This window comes from Staphylococcus simiae (assembly GCF_002902085.1).
Taxonomy (GTDB): Bacteria; Bacillota; Bacilli; order Staphylococcales; family Staphylococcaceae; genus Staphylococcus; species Staphylococcus simiae.
This window is the reverse complement of record NZ_PPQR01000070.1, coordinates 7,848-24,314: the sequence shown is the minus strand read 5'-3', so window position 1 is coordinate 24,314 and position 16,467 is coordinate 7,848. Positions and strand designations below refer to the sequence as shown.

Genomic DNA, 16,467 nt, shown 5'->3' with positions numbered 1-16,467 from the left:
GGAAAAATGAAGAAAAAAGCGTTACTACCTTTGTTTTTGGGTATTATGGTCTTTTTAGCAGGGTGTGACTATTCTAAACCTGAAAAACGTAGTGGGTTTTTCTACAATACATTCGTAGATCCAATGAAAAATGTATTGGATTGGTTAGGAAGTCATTTATTAAATGACAATTATGGTTTGGCAATTATTATTTTGGTATTAGTAATTCGTATTATCTTATTACCTTTCATGTTATCAAACTATAAAAATAGTCATATGATGCGTCAAAAAATGAAGGTTGCTAAACCTGAAGTTGATGCAATTCAAGAAAAAGTTAAACGTGCACGTACGCAAGAAGAAAAAATGGCAGCAAACCAAGAATTAATGCAAGTATATAAAAAATATGATATGAATCCAATGAAGAGCATGATGGGTTGTTTACCAATGTTAATTCAAATGCCAATCATTATGGGATTATACTTTGTATTAAAAGATCAATTAGTAGATGGATTATTTAAGTATCCACATTTCTTATGGTTTAATCTTGGTCGTCCAGATATTTGGATTACAATTATTGCCGGTATCCTATACTTTGTTCAAGCATATGTATCTAGTAAAACAATGCCACAAGAACAACGTCAAATGGGTTACATGATGATGATTATATCTCCAATTATGATTATTTGGATTTCATTAAGTTCAGCATCTGCACTTGGCTTATATTGGTCAGTCAGTGCCGCATTCTTAGTTGTACAAACTCACTTTGCAAATCTTCATTACGAAAAAGTTGCTAAAAAAGAAGTACAACCGTTCATTGAAGAGTATGAAAGAGAACACGGTAAAGCAAAGAAAGCCAAAGGCAATCAAGTTGTGTCAAAAAAGAAAAAGAAATAAAATGATGACATTAATTATAAAAGCACTTAGACGGATGAACTGTCTAAGTGCTTTTATTTAGGCTTTATAATAAATTCGGTTGATAAGAAAAAGTTCACATTATTTTATCAACCGAATTTGGCAATGAGTTTAAAAAAAGAATAAAGATGTCTATTGTGTACTAATCCTTAGAATGGTTCCATTCTGTTAAAAACTGTTTAACAAATGACGCCATAAATTGATGTCGTTGTTGAGCAATATGACGTGCTGTTGTAGTGTGAATTAAATCTTTTAATTTAAATAATTTTTCATAGAAGTGTTTGATTGCTGAAGGTGGCAATTGATTAACATCTTGATGAGCCATCTCAGCATCAGTTAATTGCTCTGTCCACATTGGCTCATTAAAATGTCCTGCAAATTGAAATGTTCTAGCAATACCAATGGCTCCTATAGCATCAAGTCGATCTGCATCTCTAACAATTTGTCCTTCAATAGATAATGTAACATGATTATTTTGACCATTGTTGTAACTCATATGTTGAATAATATGCAAAATATGTTGTTGCATGTCTTGTGATAAATCAAGTGTCTGTAAAAATTGTGTTAAAGACTGTAACTGTATGTTTGAGTCAACCAGTTTATCGTCAACTGTATCATGAAGTAGAGCTGCTAAAGTGATAACCAAGGGTTGCGCTACATGTTCATGTTCAGCAATATACTCAGCTAATGAAGTTACACGATAAACGTGCGCAATATCATGTCCTGAAAAGTCATGTTGATGTATATTTTCCATAAATTGCTGTGCAGATTTAATACGTTCTTGATTATTCATAAATACTCCTTGAAAAATATAATATTATAAAATAGGTGACAATAATTGAGAAATACCTTCTTTAAATTTAATCCACCAACTACGTTTAGCATAACGTTCTTTAGTTAATTGGTAGGATACTGTTAAATCTTTTTGGAAAGCCTGTTTTAATTTTTGAGCAACTTGTTCATCGTAAATGAATGCATTGACTTCAAAATTTAAAGTAAAACTGCGATGATCCATATTCGCGGTACCGACACTAGCAATTTCATCATCAATAACTAATGTTTTAGAATGTAAGAACCCATCATTATAATGATAAACGTTAACACCTGCGTCTAAAAGAGAAGCTGCATTTTTCAAAGTAGCCCAAAAGACAAACATATGATCAGGTTTATTAGGTATCATAATGTTGACATCAACCCCACCTAATGCTGCAATTTTAATAGAGTCTAAAAAAGCTTGATCGGGAATAAAGTATGGAGACTGGATATATATAGATTTTTTTGCTGATGAAATCATTTTTAGATAGCCATATTTAATTTGCTCCCAATCTTCATCCGGTCCGCTTGAAGCAATTTGAATCCCAATGGTACCTCCTGAATTAACATCTGGGAAGTAGCGTTCGTCATAAGATAAATGGTCACGTGTAGATTGAGAGTTCCAATCAAGAATAAATCTTAATTGTAACGCATTGACAGCATCTCCAACGATTCTTAAATGCGTATCACGCCAATAGCCGAATTTTTTAGATTTACCGAGATATTCATCACCTACATTAAAGCCGCCAACATAACCAATTTGACCATCAATAATAACTATTTTACGGTGGTTACGATTATTCATACGTAAATTAATCAAAGGTAGTTTAGACGGAAAGAAAGCTTCTGCGTGTCCACCTTTGTTACGAAAGGCTTTTAAATCTTTTTTACGTAAATCTCTAGATCCCATATCATCATACAATATTTTTACTTCTACACCTTGTTCTGCTTTAAGAGAAAGCTCATGTAATAAGGTTTTGCCAAGGTCATCACTATGTATAATATAGTATTGAAAATGAATATAATCAGTGGCATTACGAATATCTTGAATTAAATCATCAAATTTATCCTGTCCATCTGTATATATTTTTAAATCATTATCAGTGGTTAAAAAGGCTGCATTATTATATAGCAACATTTGAATCATTTCTTTAAATTTAACGATTTGATAATTAGAATTGGAAAAATTGTTCTTTTGTAATGCTACTAATTGTTCATCTACGATAAGTTCAAGACCTTGCTTATCTGCTTTATCTAGTTTGAATATTTGATCGCGCTGTATTTGTCGACCTAATAGTAAATATAAAATAAAACCAAATAAAGGTAGAAAGACTAAAACGAGTAACCAAGCCCAAATAGAGTTAGCCGAACGACGTTCCATAAATATGATAGTAAATGCAAAAATTAAATTTAAAATAAATGCACTTAATAAAATGACGTTTAAAATAATATTCGAGTGTCTAAAGAAAATGGATAATAACTCTATCATTAGGAACCTCCGTAATTCTGAATTAACAATTGAATGACTAAATCTCATTAATTGTATCATGAAGTACATGAATTATCATGGTAATGTTAATTAAGCATAGAATCACTAAAAAATGAATCATGTTGACTACTAAGTTTGTGCGATATACTATTAACAAGAATGGAATAGGGAGTGAATATCATGACAGAACAAGATAATGCACATCATTCTGAACAAATTAAAACAAATCTGAAATCAAGATTAAATCGTATAGAAGGGCAAGTACGTGCCATTAATCGTATGATAGAAGATGATGTCTATTGTGATGATGTTTTAACACAAATTAGGGCTACTAGATCTGCTTTAAACAGTGTTGCAACAGTATTGTTAGAGCAGCATATGAAAAGTTGTATTATGAATAAAGTCAATCAAGGTGCTCAAGAAGAAGCAATGGAAGAACTGTTAGTTACATTTCAAAAATTAATGAAAGATTAGGAGACGTTATATGATAAACAATAGTGTAATTCATACTGCAGGTATTGAAACAGAAGAACAGGCACAACATGTATCTGCAATACTAAAAGCAATGATAGGTGTAAAATCAGCTAATGTTAACATCGTTGATGGCAGTGTTGAGGTTGAATATGAAACACCATCAAATCTTGATAGCATTGAAAAAGAAATCTATGACGCAGGCTATAAAGTTATTTATTAAATGGAAAGTATACAATATACTGCAAAAATGTAAAATTTATTAAAAAATTTGTAAATTATGTAGTAAAGGTAGGATGAATGGGGTAAGATATTAATGAAAGCTATCCAAACGAGGTGATAATAATGAAACGTCCAGAAAAGATTCAAAATGTAGTCAAACTATTGTCATCATTAGGTGTGAATATTAAAAAAACTAAATCTCGTTTAGATATTATTAATACGCTACCAGCATCTAATAAGGTAAGTCATGAATTAAAATAATTGACTGTATATGAGAAATATAATTAAATAACTTTTTATGTTGAATACAAAAGTTTGTAAGTGCTAATTAATGACCTAATATGAGCGTCATGATTAGCACTTTTTTCGATTTATAAACAACTCGTACAAAGTGTTCATGAACCTATCAATTTATCTTTAATACTTAAAATTTGCAACGAAAAAATCCTAGATAGTCAACAAAATTGCTGACTATCTAGGATTAAAAATAATTATATATGATGTTGTCTAAGTTTCAATTACTAGGATTTAGCATAATATAGGTCTTTATATTTTTTTGGTTCGTGGTAATAAATAGATAATATGACACCAATACCAGCCATTAAACTCCATAAAGAGCTACCGCCGTAACTGATAAATGGCAATGGTATACCTGTGATGGGTAGTAACTGAATCGTCATACCAATATTTTGTAAAATATGGAATACAAGTAAAGTTACATAACCAGCAATAAAAATTTTACTGAATTGATCTTCAGTTTTAGTAGCGAGTCTAATTAAATGGAAGATTAAAAATAAAAAGACTAAGATTAATAATACTGCGCCTAAAAACCCCATTTCTTCACCAATAACTGAAAAAATAAAGTCAGTATGATTTTCAGGAATATAAACTTCACCATGGTTGTATCCTTTACCAATTAATTGTCCAGAGCCAATTGCTTTAAGCGATTCTGTTAAATGGTAACCATCACCACTACTGTATGTGTATGGATCTAACCATGAATTGATACGTCCCATTTGATAAACTTGAACACCTAATAACTTTTCAATTAGTGAAGGAGCATACAATATGCCTAATATAACTGTAGCACCTATTACCATACCAGTGATGAAAATAGGGGCAAGTATACGCCAAGTTATACCACTAACTAACATGACACCACCTATAATTGCTGCTAATACTAAAGTTGTACCTAAATCATTTTGAAATAGGATTAACATACTTGGAATTAAAGACACACCGATAATTTTAAAGAATAACAATAAATCACTTTGAAATGACTTATTGAAAGTAAATTGATTATGTTTAGCTACAACCCTAGCAAGTACTAAAATAAGTATAATTTTCATAAATTCAGATGGTTGTATACTAATTGGACCAAAACTATACCAACTTTTTGCACCATTAATGATTGGTGTAATTGGAGATTCTGGAATTATCAATAAACCAATAAGTAATATATTAAAGATAATATACAAAATATATGTGTAATTTTTAATTTTTTTAGGTGATATTAGCATAATTATTACTGCTAATATTGTGCCTAATATATAATATAAAATTTGTCTTGTACCGAAATTAGCACTGTATTGGCCACCACCCATTGCTGAATTAATGAGTAATACACTAAATATAGCTAATACTGTAATCGTTGCTACTAATATCCAGTCTATTTTTCGTAACCAATGTTTATCCAGTTGCTGACGAGATGAATAGTTCATTTCTTACTCCTTTTAACCACACTTATAGTTATTTTAATTTTACATGACTTTTACTAAATTAGCTAGAATATCCAGATGATAAAACAACTAGAATACATAACGAAATAACATTGATAATCTTAAAGAGAACTGTAACATAATTAGATAGGGACGGTAAATATTCACATTATAGCGCTTATTTTGAAATGCAAAATAACAATAAAATATGATACTATTAAGGTTCAAAGATGCGTCGATTAAATGAAAATAATTAATAACCACATCAATTTTAATATATGATAGCTATGCTATTAATATATCATTGGAGGAAATTAACATGACCAAACAAAATATATGTATCGTTTTTGGTGGTAAAAGTGCAGAACATGAAGTGTCAATTTTAACTGCACAAAATGTCTTAAACGCAATTGATAAAGAAAAATATCACGTTGACATTATATACATTACGAACGATGGAGAATGGCGAAAACAAAGTGATATCACTGAACATATTGAATCAACTGATGATTTACAATTAGCAAATGGGGAAAGTGGCGAAATTTCTAAGTTAATTAAAGAAAGTAGTTCAGGTGAACCGTATGTAGCTGTCTTCCCATTATTACACGGACCAAACGGTGAAGATGGCACCATCCAAGGACTATTTGAAGTCTTAGACGTACCATACGTTGGTAATGGTGTATTATCGGCTGCAAGTTCAATGGATAAACTTGTAATGAAACAATTATTTGAACATAGAGGGCTACCTCAATTACCATATATTAGCTTTTTACGTTCTGAATATGAGAAGTATCAACATAATATTTTGAAATTAGTTAACGATAAATTAACCTATCCAGTATTTGTTAAACCAGCCAATTTAGGTTCAAGTGTTGGTATTAGTAAATGTAATAATGAGGAAGAACTAAAGCAAGGTATTGATGAAGCATTTCAATTTGACCGCAAACTTGTAATCGAACAAGGTGTTAATGCACGTGAAATTGAAGTAGCAGTTTTAGGGAATGACTATCCTGAAGCAACATGGCCTGGTGAAGTGGTCAAAGACGTTGCATTTTATGATTATAAATCAAAATATAAAGATGGTAATGTACAATTACAAATTCCAGCAGAATTAGATGACGATGTACAGTTAACTTTACGTAATATGGCACTAGAAGCATTTAAAGCAACAGATTGTTCTGGGTTAGTACGTGCAGACTTCTTTGTTACTGAAGATAACCAAATCTACATTAATGAGACAAATGCAATGCCTGGATTTACAGCATTTAGTATGTATCCTAAATTATGGGAAAATATGGGATTATCATATTCAGAATTGATAACTAAATTAATTGATCTAGCAAAAGAACGTTATGAAGATAAACAGAAAAACAAATATAAAATTGACTAATTGAGGTTGTTATTATGATTAATGTGACATTACAACAAGTAAAAGAATGGATACCTTGCGACATAGATAATCAATTTTTAGATAGAGCAATCAATGGTGTAACAATTGATTCAAGAGCAATCGCCAAAGATATGTTATTTATTCCTTTTAAAGGTGAGAACGTCGATGGACATCAATATGTAGCTCAAGCTCTGAATGATGGTGCTGGTGCATCGTTTTATCAAAAAGGAACTGAATTATCAGATGATGTGGTAGGACCAATTATTTGGGTCGAAGATACATTAACGGCTTTACAGCAACTTGCTGAAGCATATTTACGTTATGTTGACCCTAAAGTGATTGCAGTGACTGGTTCAAATGGCAAGACAACAACTAAGGATATGATAGAAAGTGTCTTGCATACAGAATTTAGGGTTAAAAAGACACAAGGTAATTATAATAATGAAATTGGTTTACCATTAACGATATTAGATCTTAATGAAGATACTGAAATTTCTATTCTAGAAATGGGGATGTCAGGTTTCCATGAAATTGAGTTATTATCAAATTTAGCTAAACCAGATATAGCAATTATTACAAATATCGGTGAATCTCATATGCAAGATTTAGGATCGAGAGAAGGCATCGCTCAAGCTAAAGCTGAAATAACGATTGGATTGAAAAAAAATGGCACATTTATTTATGATGGTGACGAACCACTATTGAAGCCACATGTTGATAAAGTAGCTAATGCCAAATGTATAAGTATCGGTTTGAATAACCAAAATGATTTAGTTTGTCATATTGAAGATAAAGAAATGAATGGTATTGCTTTTACTATTAATAATGAAGAAAGTTATGAACTACCTATATTAGGTGTACATAATATGAAGAATGCCACTATTGCTATTGCAGTAGGTAAAACGTTAGGTCTATCATATGATGTGATTTATAACAATATTAAACATGTAACATTAACAGGGATGAGAATGGAACAGCATGTTTTAGCTAATAATATTACAATTATTAATGATGCTTATAATGCAAGTCCTACGAGTATGAAAGCTGCAATTGATACATTAAGTGCATTACATGGGCGTAATATTATCATTTTAGCTGATGTGCTAGAATTAGGTCCTAATAGTCAAATGATGCATAAAGAAGTCGGAGAATATTTAAAACATAAACATATCGATATGCTATTCACTTATGGGGATGATGCTCAATTTATTCATCAGACAGGACAACATCATGTTGCGAGTGCAACACATTATCATGATAAACAACAATTGATTGATGATTTGCAACAACTTTTACAACCACAAGATAATATTTTGGTTAAAGGCTCAAGAGGTATGAAATTAGAAGATATTGTTAATGCTTTATTAAAATAACAAAAATTATTATATATGAACTTATAGTCCTAGATTGTTTATCTGGGGCTTTTATTTAGGTTCTCTCCCAAATTGGACTGATACATAATTATTTTTTAAGCCTCGCACCCCAGCTTGCACATTATTGTAAAAATTCTGTTGCCAGAATTTTTCTTTGCTGGGGCCCCAATGTTAAAAAGCAGCAATTCATCGTTATATAGTAATAAAACAGTTTTTCTGATAATGATGATACAAAGGTAAAACTTAAATTTGAAATAATAGTTAAATCGGTGATAGTGTAAAAATATTTTTTCTAACGTTTAACGATAATATAAAGTAACGCTTACATCTAATTAAACCCTAGCTTTTTGACAAAATTATGACAAAAAATAAGGCGAATTTGACATTATATTCGTGAATTGCTTTATTGCGATTAAAAATTTTTGGTGGTACTATAAAGAAGTTGATGAAATATTAATGAACTTATATGCAAAAGTATATTGAGAAATAAACAGGTAAAAAGGAGAATTATTTTGCAAAATTTTAAAGAACTAGGGGTTTCGGATAATACGGTTCAAACACTTGAATCTATGGGATTCAAGGAACCAACACCTATCCAGAAAGACAGTATCCCTTATGCGTTACAAGGAATTGATATCCTTGGACAAGCTCAAACCGGTACAGGTAAAACAGGAGCATTCGGAATTCCTTTAATTGAAAAAGTAGTAGGTAAACAAGGGGTTCAATCTTTAATTCTAGCACCTACTAGAGAATTAGCAATGCAAGTTGCTGAACAATTAAGAGAATTTAGCCGTGGACAAAATGTTCAAGTAGTTACTGTATTTGGTGGAATGCCTATCGAACGCCAAATTAAAGCCTTGAAAAAAGGGCCACAAATCGTAGTTGGTACACCAGGACGTGTCATCGACCATCTTAACCGCCGCACATTAAAAACAGACGGTATCCATACCTTAATATTGGATGAAGCGGATGAAATGATGAATATGGGATTCATCGATGATATGAGATTTATTATGGATAAGATTCCAGCACAACAACGTCAAACAATGTTGTTCTCTGCAACTATGCCTAAAGCAATCCAAGCTTTAGTACAACAATTTATGAAATCACCAAAAATTATTAAGACAATGAATAATGAAATGTCTGACCCACAAATCGAAGAATACTATACAATTGTTAAAGAGTTAGAGAAATTTGAAACATTTACGAATTTCTTAGACGTTCATCAACCTGAATTAGCAATCGTATTTGGACGTACTAAACGTCGTGTTGATGAATTAACAAGTGCGTTAATTTCAAAAGGGTATAAAGCTGAAGGCTTACATGGTGATATTACACAAGCGAAACGTTTAGAAGTCTTGAAGAAATTCAAAAATGATCAAATTAATATCTTAGTCGCTACAGACGTAGCAGCAAGAGGACTGGATATTTCAGGTGTTAGTCATGTTTATAACTTTGACATCCCACAAGATAAAGAAAGTTATACTCATCGTATTGGACGTACAGGCCGTGCGGGTAAAGAAGGGATTGCTGTAACATTCGTTAATCCAATTGAGATGGATTATATCAGACAAATTGAGGATGCTAGTGGTAGAAGAATGACAGCATTGCGCCCACCGCATCGTAAAGAAGTATTACAAGCACGTGAAGATGACATTAAAGAAAAAGTTGAAAGCTGGATGGCGAAAGAAACTGAATCTCGTTTAAAACGCATCGCAACTGAATTATTAAATGAATATAATGATGTTGATTTAGTAGCTGCATTACTACAAGAATTAGTAGAAGCGAATGATGAAGTTGAAGTTCAGTTAACTTTTGAAAAGCCATTAGCTAGTAAAGGTCGTGGCGGCAAAAATGGTGGTTCACGTGGAAGAAATAATAAACGTGGAAACCATAAATTTGATAGTAAAAGAAAACCTTCAAAAGGTGGCTATTCAAATAATAAAAAGAAATCTAACAAAAAATTTGACCGTAAAGACAATAAGAACGGTAACAAATCAATGAAAGGTCGCACATTTGCTGACCATCAAAAATAGATAATATTTTCAAATCTCGGATGCTAATGTATCCGAGATTTTTTAGGTTCTCTATTTTTAGGACTGATAAAGGTTCTCTATTTTTAGGACTGATAAAGGTTCTCTATTTTTAGGACTGATAAAGGTTCTCTATTTTTAGGACTGATAAAGGTTCTCTATTTTTAGGACTGATAAAGGTTCTCTATTTTTCAGGACTGATAAATAAAAAGTGAATAATTTAAAATATAAATTATTTTCAAGCCGAGACTCCTGAGGTAGGGACCCAACACAGAGAAATTGTGAAACAGTTTCTACAAGAAATGCAAGTTGAGCATTGGGCCCCAACATAGAAAAATTCTATAAATAGAATTTTTAATGTAACGCACAAGTTGGGCATTGGGGTCCCAGCAAAGAAAAATTCTGCCAACAGAATTTTAACTATAATGTGCAGGCTGGGGTGCGAGGCTTAAAAAATAATTATGTATCAGTCCAATTTGTTAGAGAACCGATTTTTTATTGATGGCCTATAACTAAAACTATAATGATACATCAAGGCGTCATTGTTTTCATGAAAGTACAGCGATGACTAGGAAAAACCTTACAATAAAATTTAACACTATTATATTTAATATTCGACAATAAATGTTGTAGTAAATGAAATTTATCATCATAAGTTGTTAGAAGGTTTGAATGAACTAAAAATGAAAGCTATGTTCATCATTGTCCTCTTAAGATACATGTATGAGATATGCTATAATATCAAGTAATAGTGAAGAAAAAGAAGTGAAAAATGAATGACATTGTGATCTTTTAGTTAGGAGTGTTGTCAATATGTCATCAGTACACGCTTTTAAGAAAAGTCCTAAATCAGCTTTATCATATTATATAGTGATTAGTATCATTAAATTTTTACAAGATATGGCATGGTATGTCATATTTTATTTATTATGGCGACATTTCGATTGGCACCCTTACTTGATTTATGTTCTCCTATTATTATTTATATTAAGTGTAGGTCAACTTATAATTACGCCATTATATAAGTATCGCTGTCTTTCTTATTCAGTAGCTCCTAATATGATTCAATATCGTTCTAAATGCTTTATAGAAACCATACAAGCTACAAAAATAGAAAGATTACAATATCTTCAAGTAAAGACAAACCCTATAAGCAGAATGTTTAAGTTATATCAAATAGTCTTTGTGACTGCAGGACATGAAGTCATCTTACCAATTCTAGATGAACAACAAACGAATATTATTCAAGAAGTAACTTTTAAACAATTGAGGGGAGTGGATGATGATGTCTAGTCCAAATAAACTTCACCCGATTTCATATGTAAATGGTTTAATTACAGCCATTAAACAAAATTTCTTTGTTTTTATTGTTTTTATATTCTTTCAGTTGAAAGATTTTGATTTTTCAAATCCTAAATCATACATATGGCCTGGCTTGTTATTTACTATTTTTGTTATAACTTATTGCAGTCAAATTATTAAAGCATATACGACGAGATATTGGATTGACAACGACAAATTTATCCTTACTAAAGGATTATTTAATAAAGAAAGAAAAGAATTAAATATTGAACGAATTCAATCAATTGATACGTCACAAACACTTATTAATCAATTGATAGGTGGGGTTGAACTTAAAATTAAGACGCCGAGTGATGGTATTGAGTTGAGTGTTATTACTAAAAAACAAAGTGAACTCATTGAACAACAAATCGATCATCTGCAGTTAGAAATATTAAACGGTAAAAATACAGAAGTTAACCAAATAAATCAAGATAAAGTTGATATTGAAATTAATAAAGATAGGGTCCAAGACAAAGATAAATACAATACCAATGATAAGCTTTTACAACAGCAAATTTATCATATGCCATTTAAACAGTTACTTTTTATGTCACTGACAAGTGGTGCCATTGGCTTAGCATTTGCGACAATCGGACCTACATTTGGTGTATTCTCTAACTTTATCCCATGGTCAAAACTAGGTGAGACATTTGGAGTGATTGCGCATGCTTTAACTATCACTATAATAGCGATAGTTGTTTGTATTATCGCTATAAGCTATGTTGTCGGAACAATTTTGAATATCATGAGATACTTTGATTTCTGTGTTACATATGATGCCAAGCAATTAAAAATTACGTATGGACTTTTTAACAAAAAGAAAATAACGGTTCCAACAGAAAGAGTTCAAGCTATCGTTGAGCAGCAATCATATGTAAGAAGAATATTTGGGTACACAGCCATTCATTTTATAATAACTAGTGATTTTAACATCAATAATGATAATGATGACGGTAATAACAATGGTAATATTATAGTTCTTCCTTTTATAAAAAGAAAACACGCATATCAAGTTATTCAAAAATTAATTCCAGAAATGGAATTTCAGCAGATAGTACCAGGGATGCCAAGGAAAGGGTTTCATAGACATTTTCTAATTCCAACGCTTGTTGTTATAGCTGTAACAGTATGCTGTTTATATTTTTGGTCACAATTTTTATGGTTAATAGTGTCTATGGCAACAATCGTGATTTTATTATTTATTGTCAAAGCTATCATTTATACTAAAAATGCTGGATTAAAAATAACTAATAATGAACTAACTATACGAACTATAACTTTATTCAATCGTCGAACATATTATTTAAAAAGAAATAAAATAATTGGATTTGACACCTTTCAACATCCGCTACTTAAACGTAGTCATTTAATTAACTTTAAAGTGATTATTGCCAAAGGTTTAGATAAGAAGAAAATAGGTTTGAAGTTTGCAACAGAGAAGCAAGTTCTCATACTTAAAGATTGGTTTGAAAGAGGTGAAAGTCATGAAAGAAATTAATTTTATGGCACCCAATGCCAAAAAAGTAATGAGATTAGGTGCGTTGTTAATATGGGTTACCTTAATAACGATAGTATTAATTGCTTTTAACTTACTAAATGGTTATCTTTGGCATATCATGTCAAATAGGATAGTAATAATATTAAGTATTATATTATGGCTATTAATAATGATAGTTATGTTATTGATAATGCCGAATTATCGCTATCATTATTTTCGCTATATTATTGATGAAGATGAAATTCGCATCAGGAGAGGTATCTTTTTTGTGAAAGAAAATATCATTCCGTATTTTCGTATTCAAAATATTGATATAAAAGAAGGCTTGTTAATGAGACGTTATCAATTAGCAACATTAACGTTATCAACAGCTGGTGGAAATTCACATATTGAGTTGATTAAAAATAAGCAAGCACAAATATTAAAACAAGTAATTAACGAAAAGCGGACAATAAGTTAGATGTAATTGTATAATCCAAAACAATTTTTAGTAAAAGAGGATATATTATGATTTATGGCATAGGTGTTGATTTAATAGAAATAGCAAGAATAAAAAAAGTGTACGCTAAACAACCAAAGTTAGTAGAACGTATTTTAACGTCAAATGAACAACAGAAATTTTATAAATTTAGCAATGAACAACGTAAAATTGAATTTTTAGCTGGACGTTTTGCAGTTAAAGAGGCCTTTAGTAAAGCTTTAGGAACAGGATTAGGACAACAAGTCTCATTTAATGATATTGATTGTTATAACGATGACTTAGGGAAACCATGTATTACTTATCCTGGTTACAAAGTACATGTTAGTATTACACATACAGAAAATTACGCAATGAGCCAAGTGTTATTAGAAATAGAAAAATAAACAAACTATATTAAGTAACTTGAGCAGATGAAGATAGAATAATTAATAATAGGAGGAATAATTATGGCAGATAAATATTACCGTTCGGCATATATCAATGTAGATTTAAATGCAGTAGCTGCAAATTTTAATACGATTAGCACGTTACACCACAATAAGACAGTTATTGCAGTAATTAAAGCCAACGCTTATGGATTAGGTAGTGTTAAAGTAGCACAGCATTTAATGAACCATGGGGCAACATTTTTTGCAGTGGCAACATTAGATGAAGCAATTGAACTTCGCATGCATGGTATCACTGCAAAAATATTAGTGTTAGGAGTTATTCCACCAGAAGACGTTGATAAAGCTATTCAGCATCGTGTAGCATTAACAGCACCATCCAAACAATGGTTAAAAGAAATGATTAAGAACATATCAAGTGATCAAATTAAGAAACTTTGGTTACATGTCAAAGTAGATACGGGTATGGGTAGACTAGGTATTAAAGAGAGTGATGAGTATCAAGAAGTGATTGATATAATTGCTCAACAAGAACAACTTGTCTTTGAAGGTGTATATACTCATTTTGCTTGCGCCGATGAACCAGGCGAATATACGACTGAACAATATCAATTATTTAAAGATATGGTGAATCAATTTGAAAAGCCTCAATATGTACATTGTCAAAATTCAGCAGCAACATTATTAATGGATGGTCAATTTTGTAATGCCGTCAGACCGGGAATAGCTTTATATGGATATTATCCATCTGAATATGTGAAAGATAATGTTAAAGTACACTTAAGACCTAGTATTCAACTAGTAACTAATGTTGTTCAAGTTAAATCTTTATTGGCAGGTGAATCAGTTAGCTATGGTGCCACTTATACTGCAACAGCAGCAACAAAAATAGCAGTTTTACCAATTGGGTATGCTGATGGTTACTTGAGAGTGATGCAAGGAAGTTATGTCAACGTAAATGGACATCAATGCGAAGTTATTGGTCGAGTTTGCATGGATCAAATGATTGTTAAAGCACCTGAAAATGTTAAAACGGGTGATTCAGTTATTTTATTTGATAATCATCGCGACAGTAAACAGTCTGTTGAACAAGCTGCTCATAAACAGCAAACAATTGTTTATGAAGTACTTTGTAATTTATCAAGAAGATTACCAAGAGTCTATCATGATGGTGATGACATAGATGTGACAAATGAATTATTAAAATAATATAGTCAGTATTATTAAAATTTGTTATCATAAAAGTAATTAAAGTACAATTAATAACTTTTGAACTCGGATGGAGGTTCTCATATGTTATCATTTAGCCAAAATAGAAGTCATAGTTTAGAACAATCTTTAAAAGAAGGATATTCACAAATGGCAGATTTAAATCTCTCCCTAGCGAACGAAGCTTTCCCAATAGAGTGCGAAGCATGTGATTGTAATGAATCATATTTATCTTCTAACTCGTCGAATGAATGATTAAAAGAGGCGATGTTTATTTAGCGGATTTATCACCAGTTCAAGGGTCTGAACAAGGGGGAGTAAGACCTGTAGTCATTATACAAAATGATACTGGTAATAAATATAGTCCTACTGTTATTGTGGCGGCAATAACAGGTAGGATAAATAAAGCCAAAATACCAACACACGTAGAAATTGAAAAAAAGAAATATAAACTTGATAAAGATTCAGTTATTTTACTTGAGCAAATACGAACGCTTGATAAGAAACGATTAAAAGAAAAGTTAACGTATTTATCAGAAAGTAAAATGAAGGAAGTAGATAATGCTTTAATTATAAGCTTAGGATTAACTACTTTAAGTCAACATAAACTTTCGTAGTTTATTATATGAATTTTTCAAAGACAAATAAAATAATGTTAGGAAGACAATAATTTTATAATAAAAATAACTTACTCATCTCAGCAAAATTAACAAGGATATTTTGCTAAAGTAGTTATTCATTATAAGCTTTGTATATAGTGTTTATTATAAATGGATGTCTTAAGTTTTTTAGCTTTAGGTGTTCAATCCTAAAGTTTTTTTTAACTTTACTGTTTGATTCTCTAAAAAAGTGGACTAATCATTGTCGGTTCTCTAACAAATTGGACTAATATATAATTAATTTTTCAAGCCTCGTACCCTAGCTTGCACATTTAGAGCTAGTTAGATTTACAATCTTTACTAGCTCTTGCCCAACTTGCACATTATTGTAAAAATTCTTTGCTAAGAATTTTTCTGTGTTGGGTCCCTATGCAGTTGCACAAATAGTGATAACTGTAATCCTTTAAAGCAACTTAGATTTTAATCTTTAGTAGCTTTTATGCAATTGTTGCGTTAGCAATCAATTGTAATCACTATATTTTTCTATGTT

General features: G+C 31.0%; 17 protein-coding genes. 14 read left to right on the top strand and 3 right to left on the bottom strand.

Features of this window, described 5'->3' with window-relative positions; all coding sequences use genetic code 11:
• Window positions 1-6: 6 nt before the first annotated feature.
• A complete protein-coding gene (gene yidC / locus CD113_RS08710) occupies window positions 7-873 on the top strand; it encodes a membrane protein insertase YidC (RefSeq protein WP_002464827.1) in 867 nt (288 codons plus the stop codon).
• 160 nt (window positions 874-1,033) lie between these two features.
• Here yidC and CD113_RS08705 read toward each other — a convergent pair whose 3' ends face one another.
• Together CD113_RS08705 and cls are read right to left on the bottom strand one after the other, a co-directional pair.
• The gene (locus CD113_RS08705) at window positions 1,034-1,684 is read right to left on the bottom strand and encodes an HD domain-containing protein (protein WP_002464828.1); all 651 of its coding nucleotides are present in this window, start codon (window positions 1,682-1,684) and stop codon (window positions 1,034-1,036) included.
• A gap of 24 nt (window positions 1,685-1,708) precedes the next feature.
• Window positions 1,709-3,193 (bottom strand): cardiolipin synthase, encoded by a 1,485-nt coding sequence (gene cls / locus CD113_RS08700; RefSeq protein WP_002464829.1) that lies wholly within the window; start codon window positions 3,191-3,193, stop codon window positions 1,709-1,711.
• 180 nt (window positions 3,194-3,373) lie between these two features.
• On the opposite strand from cls, the gene csoR reads away from it, so the two are divergent.
• The 3 genes from csoR to CD113_RS08685 all read left to right on the top strand — a co-directional run bounded on the left by csoR (window position 3,374) and on the right by CD113_RS08685 (window position 4,147).
• Window positions 3,374-3,667: a copper-sensing transcriptional repressor CsoR gene (gene csoR, locus CD113_RS08695; RefSeq protein ID WP_002464830.1), complete on the top strand. Its 294-nt coding sequence runs from the start codon at window positions 3,374-3,376 to the stop codon at window positions 3,665-3,667.
• A 10-nt stretch (window positions 3,668-3,677) separates the two neighbouring features.
• Complete coding sequence (csoZ, locus tag CD113_RS08690; protein WP_002464831.1) at window positions 3,678-3,887, top strand: putative copper chaperone CsoZ; 210 nt, start codon at window positions 3,678-3,680, stop codon at window positions 3,885-3,887.
• 122 nt (window positions 3,888-4,009) lie between these two features.
• The gene (locus tag CD113_RS08685; RefSeq protein WP_000828354.1) at window positions 4,010-4,147 is read left to right on the top strand and encodes an Lmo0850 family protein; all 138 of its coding nucleotides are present in this window, start codon (window positions 4,010-4,012) and stop codon (window positions 4,145-4,147) included.
• 260 nt (window positions 4,148-4,407) lie between these two features.
• Here CD113_RS08685 and CD113_RS08680 read toward each other — a convergent pair whose 3' ends face one another.
• Window positions 4,408-5,607: an FtsW/RodA/SpoVE family cell cycle protein gene (locus CD113_RS08680; RefSeq protein WP_002464832.1), complete on the bottom strand. Its 1,200-nt coding sequence runs from the start codon at window positions 5,605-5,607 to the stop codon at window positions 4,408-4,410.
• A gap of 316 nt (window positions 5,608-5,923) precedes the next feature.
• Here CD113_RS08680 and CD113_RS08675 point away from each other — a divergent pair, with 316 nt between their 5' ends.
• The 10 genes from CD113_RS08675 to CD113_RS08630 all read left to right on the top strand — a co-directional run bounded on the left by CD113_RS08675 (window position 5,924) and on the right by CD113_RS08630 (window position 15,935).
• Window positions 5,924-6,994 (top strand): D-alanine--D-alanine ligase, encoded by a 1,071-nt coding sequence (locus CD113_RS08675; RefSeq protein WP_002464833.1) that lies wholly within the window; start codon window positions 5,924-5,926, stop codon window positions 6,992-6,994.
• A 14-nt stretch (window positions 6,995-7,008) separates the two neighbouring features.
• Window positions 7,009-8,367: a UDP-N-acetylmuramoyl-tripeptide--D-alanyl-D-alanine ligase gene (locus CD113_RS08670; RefSeq protein ID WP_002464834.1), complete on the top strand. Its 1,359-nt coding sequence runs from the start codon at window positions 7,009-7,011 to the stop codon at window positions 8,365-8,367.
• A 512-nt stretch (window positions 8,368-8,879) separates the two neighbouring features.
• Window positions 8,880-10,403, top strand: a complete 1,524-nt coding sequence (gene cshA, locus CD113_RS08665; RefSeq protein WP_002464835.1) for a degradosome RNA helicase CshA — start codon at window positions 8,880-8,882, stop codon at window positions 10,401-10,403.
• A gap of 810 nt (window positions 10,404-11,213) precedes the next feature.
• Complete coding sequence (locus CD113_RS08660) at window positions 11,214-11,693, top strand: PH domain-containing protein (RefSeq protein ID WP_002465150.1); 480 nt, start codon at window positions 11,214-11,216, stop codon at window positions 11,691-11,693.
• A complete protein-coding gene (locus CD113_RS08655; protein ID WP_002465151.1) occupies window positions 11,686-13,242 on the top strand; it encodes a PH domain-containing protein in 1,557 nt (518 codons plus the stop codon). Before CD113_RS08660 ends, CD113_RS08655 begins: the two co-directional genes overlap by 8 nt.
• Window positions 13,229-13,702: a PH domain-containing protein gene (locus tag CD113_RS08650; RefSeq protein ID WP_002465152.1), complete on the top strand. Its 474-nt coding sequence runs from the start codon at window positions 13,229-13,231 to the stop codon at window positions 13,700-13,702. The genes CD113_RS08655 and CD113_RS08650 overlap by 14 nt, the downstream gene beginning before the upstream one ends.
• Window positions 13,703-13,749: 47 nt before the next feature.
• Window positions 13,750-14,106: a holo-ACP synthase gene (gene acpS / locus CD113_RS08645; RefSeq protein ID WP_002465153.1), complete on the top strand. Its 357-nt coding sequence runs from the start codon at window positions 13,750-13,752 to the stop codon at window positions 14,104-14,106.
• A 63-nt stretch (window positions 14,107-14,169) separates the two neighbouring features.
• The gene (gene alr / locus CD113_RS08640) at window positions 14,170-15,318 is read left to right on the top strand and encodes an alanine racemase (RefSeq protein ID WP_002465154.1); all 1,149 of its coding nucleotides are present in this window, start codon (window positions 14,170-14,172) and stop codon (window positions 15,316-15,318) included.
• 84 nt (window positions 15,319-15,402) lie between these two features.
• On the top strand, window positions 15,403-15,573 hold the full coding sequence (mazE, locus tag CD113_RS08635; protein WP_002465155.1) for a type II toxin-antitoxin system antitoxin MazE: 171 nt from the start codon (window positions 15,403-15,405) through the stop codon (window positions 15,571-15,573).
• Window positions 15,570-15,935: a type II toxin-antitoxin system PemK/MazF family toxin gene (locus CD113_RS08630; protein WP_002465156.1), complete on the top strand. Its 366-nt coding sequence runs from the start codon at window positions 15,570-15,572 to the stop codon at window positions 15,933-15,935. The genes mazE and CD113_RS08630 overlap by 4 nt, the downstream gene beginning before the upstream one ends.
• Window positions 15,936-16,467 lie beyond the last annotated feature (532 nt).

What these genes read in the sequence shown, in the direction of transcription:
- CD113_RS08670 (WP_002464834.1), top strand. Translation starts at nt 7,009, where the DNA reads ATGATTAATGTGACATTACAACAAGTAAAAGAATGGATACCTTGCGAC.
- mazE (WP_002465155.1), top strand. Translation starts at nt 15,403, where the DNA reads ATGTTATCATTTAGCCAAAATAGAAGTCATAGTTTAGAACAATCTTTA.
- CD113_RS08680 (WP_002464832.1), bottom strand. Translation starts at nt 5,607, where the DNA reads ATGAACTATTCATCTCGTCAGCAACTGGATAAACATTGGTTACGAAAA.
- CD113_RS08630 (WP_002465156.1), top strand. Translation starts at nt 15,570, where the DNA reads ATGATTAAAAGAGGCGATGTTTATTTAGCGGATTTATCACCAGTTCAA.
- yidC (WP_002464827.1), top strand. Translation starts at nt 7, where the DNA reads ATGAAGAAAAAAGCGTTACTACCTTTGTTTTTGGGTATTATGGTCTTT.
- alr (WP_002465154.1), top strand. Translation starts at nt 14,170, where the DNA reads ATGGCAGATAAATATTACCGTTCGGCATATATCAATGTAGATTTAAAT.
- CD113_RS08685 (WP_000828354.1), top strand. Translation starts at nt 4,010, where the DNA reads ATGAAACGTCCAGAAAAGATTCAAAATGTAGTCAAACTATTGTCATCA.
- CD113_RS08655 (WP_002465151.1), top strand. Translation starts at nt 11,686, where the DNA reads ATGTCTAGTCCAAATAAACTTCACCCGATTTCATATGTAAATGGTTTA.
- CD113_RS08675 (WP_002464833.1), top strand. Translation starts at nt 5,924, where the DNA reads ATGACCAAACAAAATATATGTATCGTTTTTGGTGGTAAAAGTGCAGAA.
- CD113_RS08660 (WP_002465150.1), top strand. Translation starts at nt 11,214, where the DNA reads ATGTCATCAGTACACGCTTTTAAGAAAAGTCCTAAATCAGCTTTATCA.
- csoZ (WP_002464831.1), top strand. Translation starts at nt 3,678, where the DNA reads ATGATAAACAATAGTGTAATTCATACTGCAGGTATTGAAACAGAAGAA.
- CD113_RS08650 (WP_002465152.1), top strand. Translation starts at nt 13,229, where the DNA reads ATGAAAGAAATTAATTTTATGGCACCCAATGCCAAAAAAGTAATGAGA.
- acpS (WP_002465153.1), top strand. Translation starts at nt 13,750, where the DNA reads ATGATTTATGGCATAGGTGTTGATTTAATAGAAATAGCAAGAATAAAA.
- cls (WP_002464829.1), bottom strand. Translation starts at nt 3,193, where the DNA reads ATGATAGAGTTATTATCCATTTTCTTTAGACACTCGAATATTATTTTA.
- CD113_RS08705 (WP_002464828.1), bottom strand. Translation starts at nt 1,684, where the DNA reads ATGAATAATCAAGAACGTATTAAATCTGCACAGCAATTTATGGAAAAT.
- csoR (WP_002464830.1), top strand. Translation starts at nt 3,374, where the DNA reads ATGACAGAACAAGATAATGCACATCATTCTGAACAAATTAAAACAAAT.